Origin of the sequence: Nocardia sp. NPDC058497, assembly GCF_042720195.1 — a bacterium.
In the GTDB taxonomy this organism is placed as follows: Bacteria; Actinomycetota; Actinomycetes; order Mycobacteriales; family Mycobacteriaceae; genus Nocardia.
In genome coordinates, this window is sequence record NZ_JBHXMY010000576.1 from 1 (window position 1) to 3687 (window position 3687).

General features: G+C 66.6%; 4 protein-coding genes and 1 pseudogene. 2 read left to right on the plus strand and 3 right to left on the minus strand.

The window, feature by feature from the left end:
- The 3 genes and pseudogenes from ACFWPJ_RS27470 to ACFWPJ_RS27480 form a co-directional block, all read right to left on the minus strand.
- A partial coding sequence (locus ACFWPJ_RS27470) for a hypothetical protein (RefSeq protein ID WP_378855590.1) occupies positions 1-197 on the minus strand: 197 nt, incomplete at its 3' end.
- A 242-nt stretch (positions 198-439) separates the two neighbouring features.
- Positions 440-970 (minus strand): hypothetical protein, encoded by a 531-nt coding sequence (locus ACFWPJ_RS27475; RefSeq protein WP_378855592.1) that lies wholly within the window; start codon positions 968-970, stop codon positions 440-442.
- A gap of 97 nt (positions 971-1067) precedes the next feature.
- Positions 1068-1940, minus strand: a pseudogene (locus ACFWPJ_RS27480) (toxin glutamine deamidase domain-containing protein); the annotation flags it as partial.
- 244 nt (positions 1941-2184) lie between these two features.
- Between ACFWPJ_RS27480 and ACFWPJ_RS27485 the strand changes: the two are divergent.
- Positions 2185-2706, plus strand: a complete 522-nt coding sequence (locus ACFWPJ_RS27485; protein ID WP_378855586.1) for a hypothetical protein — start codon at positions 2185-2187, stop codon at positions 2704-2706.
- A 209-nt stretch (positions 2707-2915) separates the two neighbouring features.
- Positions 2916-3443 (plus strand): hypothetical protein, encoded by a 528-nt coding sequence (locus ACFWPJ_RS27490; RefSeq protein ID WP_378855588.1) that lies wholly within the window; start codon positions 2916-2918, stop codon positions 3441-3443.
- Positions 3444-3687 lie beyond the last annotated feature (244 nt).

Here is a 3687-nt window from a genome sequence, read left to right on the forward strand (position 1 = left end):
TGGAAACCGCCGTTGAAATGCAGGTCGACGGCGAACTGGGCGCGTTGCAGCATGGCGGCGACAGCGGCGGGGTCGAGGTTCGCCGCACCGGTGAGGTGGATACCGATCCGCATGACGGAGACGGGTGCGCCGAGTGCGGTGGTGTACCGGCCCCAGGTGAAACGTCGGTGACCGCTGGGATCGGTGACCGGCTGCACGCCTCCGTCCGGCAGGCGGGTGCGGAGGTTGTCGCGGGCGTTACGCGATCGGTTCGCGTTCTGTAACTGCTGGGGTGTCGGTGCGACGGATGCAGACGGGGGCGGGGTTGCGCTGCTATCGGACGAGTGCGGCGTGGCTCCGGGGGTATTCGGCAACCCGGTGGTCGGTACGGGCTGGGGCGCTGCCGCCGGTGAGTTTGTGGGAGTTGTTGTGGTGATGGGAGTTTCGTCAGGCGAGGCGGCTACTGCTCGAAGCTGCCCTCCGTCGGCCAGGTTCCCGTTGCTCGGGAGCGTGCCTCCGCCCACGACGCTGCCGATGCCGCCAGACTGTCGGTCGGGTGAAAGCTGTACGGGTTCTTGGTGATTGTCAACTGCTGGGTGGTGCTTGGGTTCTCCGTTTGCTCGAGCGCCGTCACCTGCATCTCGTACTGGACCGTGTTCGGGTCCTCCGAGATCTGAAGGAGGCTGATCCGGTGAAGCGGGGGATACACCTGGCCGCCCTGTATCGGGCGCCCCGTCTCGATCGCTTGGTCGAACTCCTCGCCGATCATCTTCGGTGGCAGGCTGCGGTGCGCCGTGATCACTCCGGTCTGCTTGTTCAGAACGTAGTTCCCCAGGCCCAGTCCCAACCCCTGCTCGAGCTCCCTGTCCGTCAGTATCGCTCGACCGACCCAGCCGTGTCTGGTCTCCATCATCATGAAGTCCCGGTCCGGGCCGAACCAGCGGGCCAGCGACTGTCTGGCCTGATCCTCCGTGAGAATTGGTTCCGCCATGCGGGTTTCCTCCATTGGGATTGATGGGTGTGAAGTCGAGAGTCACCGATGCATCGACCATCCAGGACGGGGGTACGTCGGAGGTCATGCCCGATTGCGGATCCCACCACACGGGGCCGGTGGCGCCTGGTGGGTAGACGATCACTGTCGCATGGGAGCCGTCGATTTTCGGGGATCCGTCGGCGTTGTATTCGAAGTTGCCGTACTTGTCCTGCGCGTGCCAGCTGTTGACAACCAGCGCGGATGAACCGGGACCGAGTGCCGCGACGTGATCGTGCACTGCCTGGTACTGCTCTGCGATTGATATTCCACCGAAGTGGAGCAGCCCTTCGCCGAGCCATTGCGCAGCCCTTCCGAGCCCTGAGGCTTCACCACTTTCGTTGTCAGGGGTCCCATCTGACTTCTTGTCGTTGTTGCGAGGGGCTGCTACTTGCGGTCGGCCGTAGAACGATGACAGCGCAGACAGTGAACAGTCCAAGCAGTTGTTGCGGCGTCCTCGAACCGTGGGGCCACCGTCGTTGATAGCTCCACCGTAGGAATTGGTGCGCGGATCAGCGCCGATCGTGAATTCGTTGCCGTTTCGGAGATGGTCTTCGACGTCGGTTTGGAATTGTGCTTGCTCAACCGGAGCTAGCTCATGCGGCCCGAATGCGCGGAGGTCGGAGGGGTTGGTGAAGCGGGCCGGTGTGTTGGCTCGGGCGATGTCGTTGCTGATCGCGCGGAGGTCGTTTTCGCTGAGCGGCTGGTCTGGTTTGCCAGGTGGCAGGCCCATGTGCTCGCGTAGGTCGTTGGCGAGGTCGAATCGGTGCTGTTGGGTGTTCAGGCGTAGGTCGGCGGCGTTGGGGTTTGTCGTGAGTTCGATGTCGACGAGGAGCCGGTCGCCGCCCGGGAGTTCTTGATTGTGGTTGAAGGTGGCGTCGATCGCGGCTTGGGCGTATTCGACCTCCTGGTGCAGCTCGGCCGGGGTCATGAGGTGCGCGTTGGGGATGTAGACGCGGATGGTGGCGACCGAGATCCATTGGCCGCCGATGTGGAAGCGTCGGATTTGGTAGGCGGGTGGGCGTGTTTGGGAGGGGTTGCGGTTGGTGTCGACGGTGGTGGTGCGGCCGTCTTGTGAGGGCAGGTTGCGTAGCGAGTCGCGGAATGGGCGTGCGTTGGGGCTGTGGCCTGGGTCCGGGTTCTGATCCGTTGTGGGTGTGGGTACCGGAGTTGGCGTGGTCGCTCGCGTTGGGGTTGTAGCGAGGGTTGTCGTCTGCTCCGGCGTCGTGGAGGTGGGTGTTGTTGTGGCGGGTCCGGCCGTTGGCGGGGTGGGGCTGGTGCCCAGATCCTGCTGGTTGGTCGGCGTCGATGTCGGTGTGCCGGGCGGGTTCGGTGCGGTTGCGGGGGTGTTCGGCTGGGACGCGGGCGTCGGCGGGGTGGACTGGGGAGATGTCGGGGTGCTGGAGGTCGGCCTGGGTGACGACGGTGCGGAGGTGGCGGTCGGACTCTGGGTGATCGGTGGTGTCGGTGTGGAAGTCGGTGTGGTGGTGGGTGGCGGCGTCGTTGGAGTGGTTGCGGGCGTGGGCGTTCCGGTTTGCGTTGCCGGCGTTGCGGTGGTGGCGGCAGCGGTCGACGTGTCGGGGGAAGTCGGCCGGGTGGTGTCTGCGGGCGCGGTTTGGGTGGTCGCGGGGTTCGACGGAGTTGTGGTGGGGCTGATACCGGGCGTGGTCGCGGCCGGGGTTGATGTGGCCGGATGAGTGTCCGGTGTCGTGGTGACGGGTGGCGTGGCCGGTGTCGTGGGCGTGACAGGCGGTGTCTGTGGTGTCGCCGGGGTCGTCGTGGGGGCCGACTCTGGCTGGGTGACGCCATTCGGTGTGGTCGAGGTCGGAGCCTGTTGCGCGGGAGGGGTATTCGCCGGATCAGGGTCGGTCGCCGGGCTCTGTGCGGGCAGGTCCAGTGGGTGTTGGTGGGTGACGGCGTGGTGTCGCCTGGGGTGGGCGTATCGGGTGTCGCGCCGTTCGTCGGGTTGGACGGCGGTGTGGTGTCGCCGGTGGGCGGAGCGGCGTTTGTGGGGGTGGTGTCGCCGCTGGGCGGCGTGCCGTTGGTCGGCGCGGCGTCGACAAGCGATGGCGTGACGGGAGTGCTCGGGCCTGCCGAGGGAGTATCTGCGGGCGCCGGGGTTTGGGTCGGCCCGCTGTTTTCCGGGCTGGATGGCGTGGAATCCCCGGTGTCGGGGTTGCCGTTGGGGCTGGATGGCGTGGCGTCGCCGGTATTCGGGGTATCCGGTGACCCGTTGGTGTCCGGGTTCGGCGTCGGCGAGGTGTCCCCGGTGTCCGGGGCGCTGTCGCTGTTCGGGCTGGCAGGAGCGGACTCGCCAGGCGAGGGAGTTCCGTTCGCGCCGTTGTCATTCGGGCTCGCGGTGGCGGGATCTCCGGTCGCGGTGTTCTGGGGAGATGTTGCTCCGTCAGTGGGCGAACTCGGGCCGCCCGTTTGATGCGGGGGTGGTTGGTTCGTCGTTGCTCGGGGCGGCGGGAGTGTCGGGGGTGCCGTTGTCGGTTCCGGTCGGGGGCTGGTCGCCGGAAAGTGCGTCGGTCGATGCGGGTGTGGTGGGGCCGGGGGAGTCCGTCCCTAACTCGGGAACTGTTGGAGCCGTGGCATTTCCACCGTTGGCACTGGATTCGAGAGTGCTCTGGATGCCGCCGGCGCCAGCGCTGGTGAAGGTGTCGACGCCGATGTCG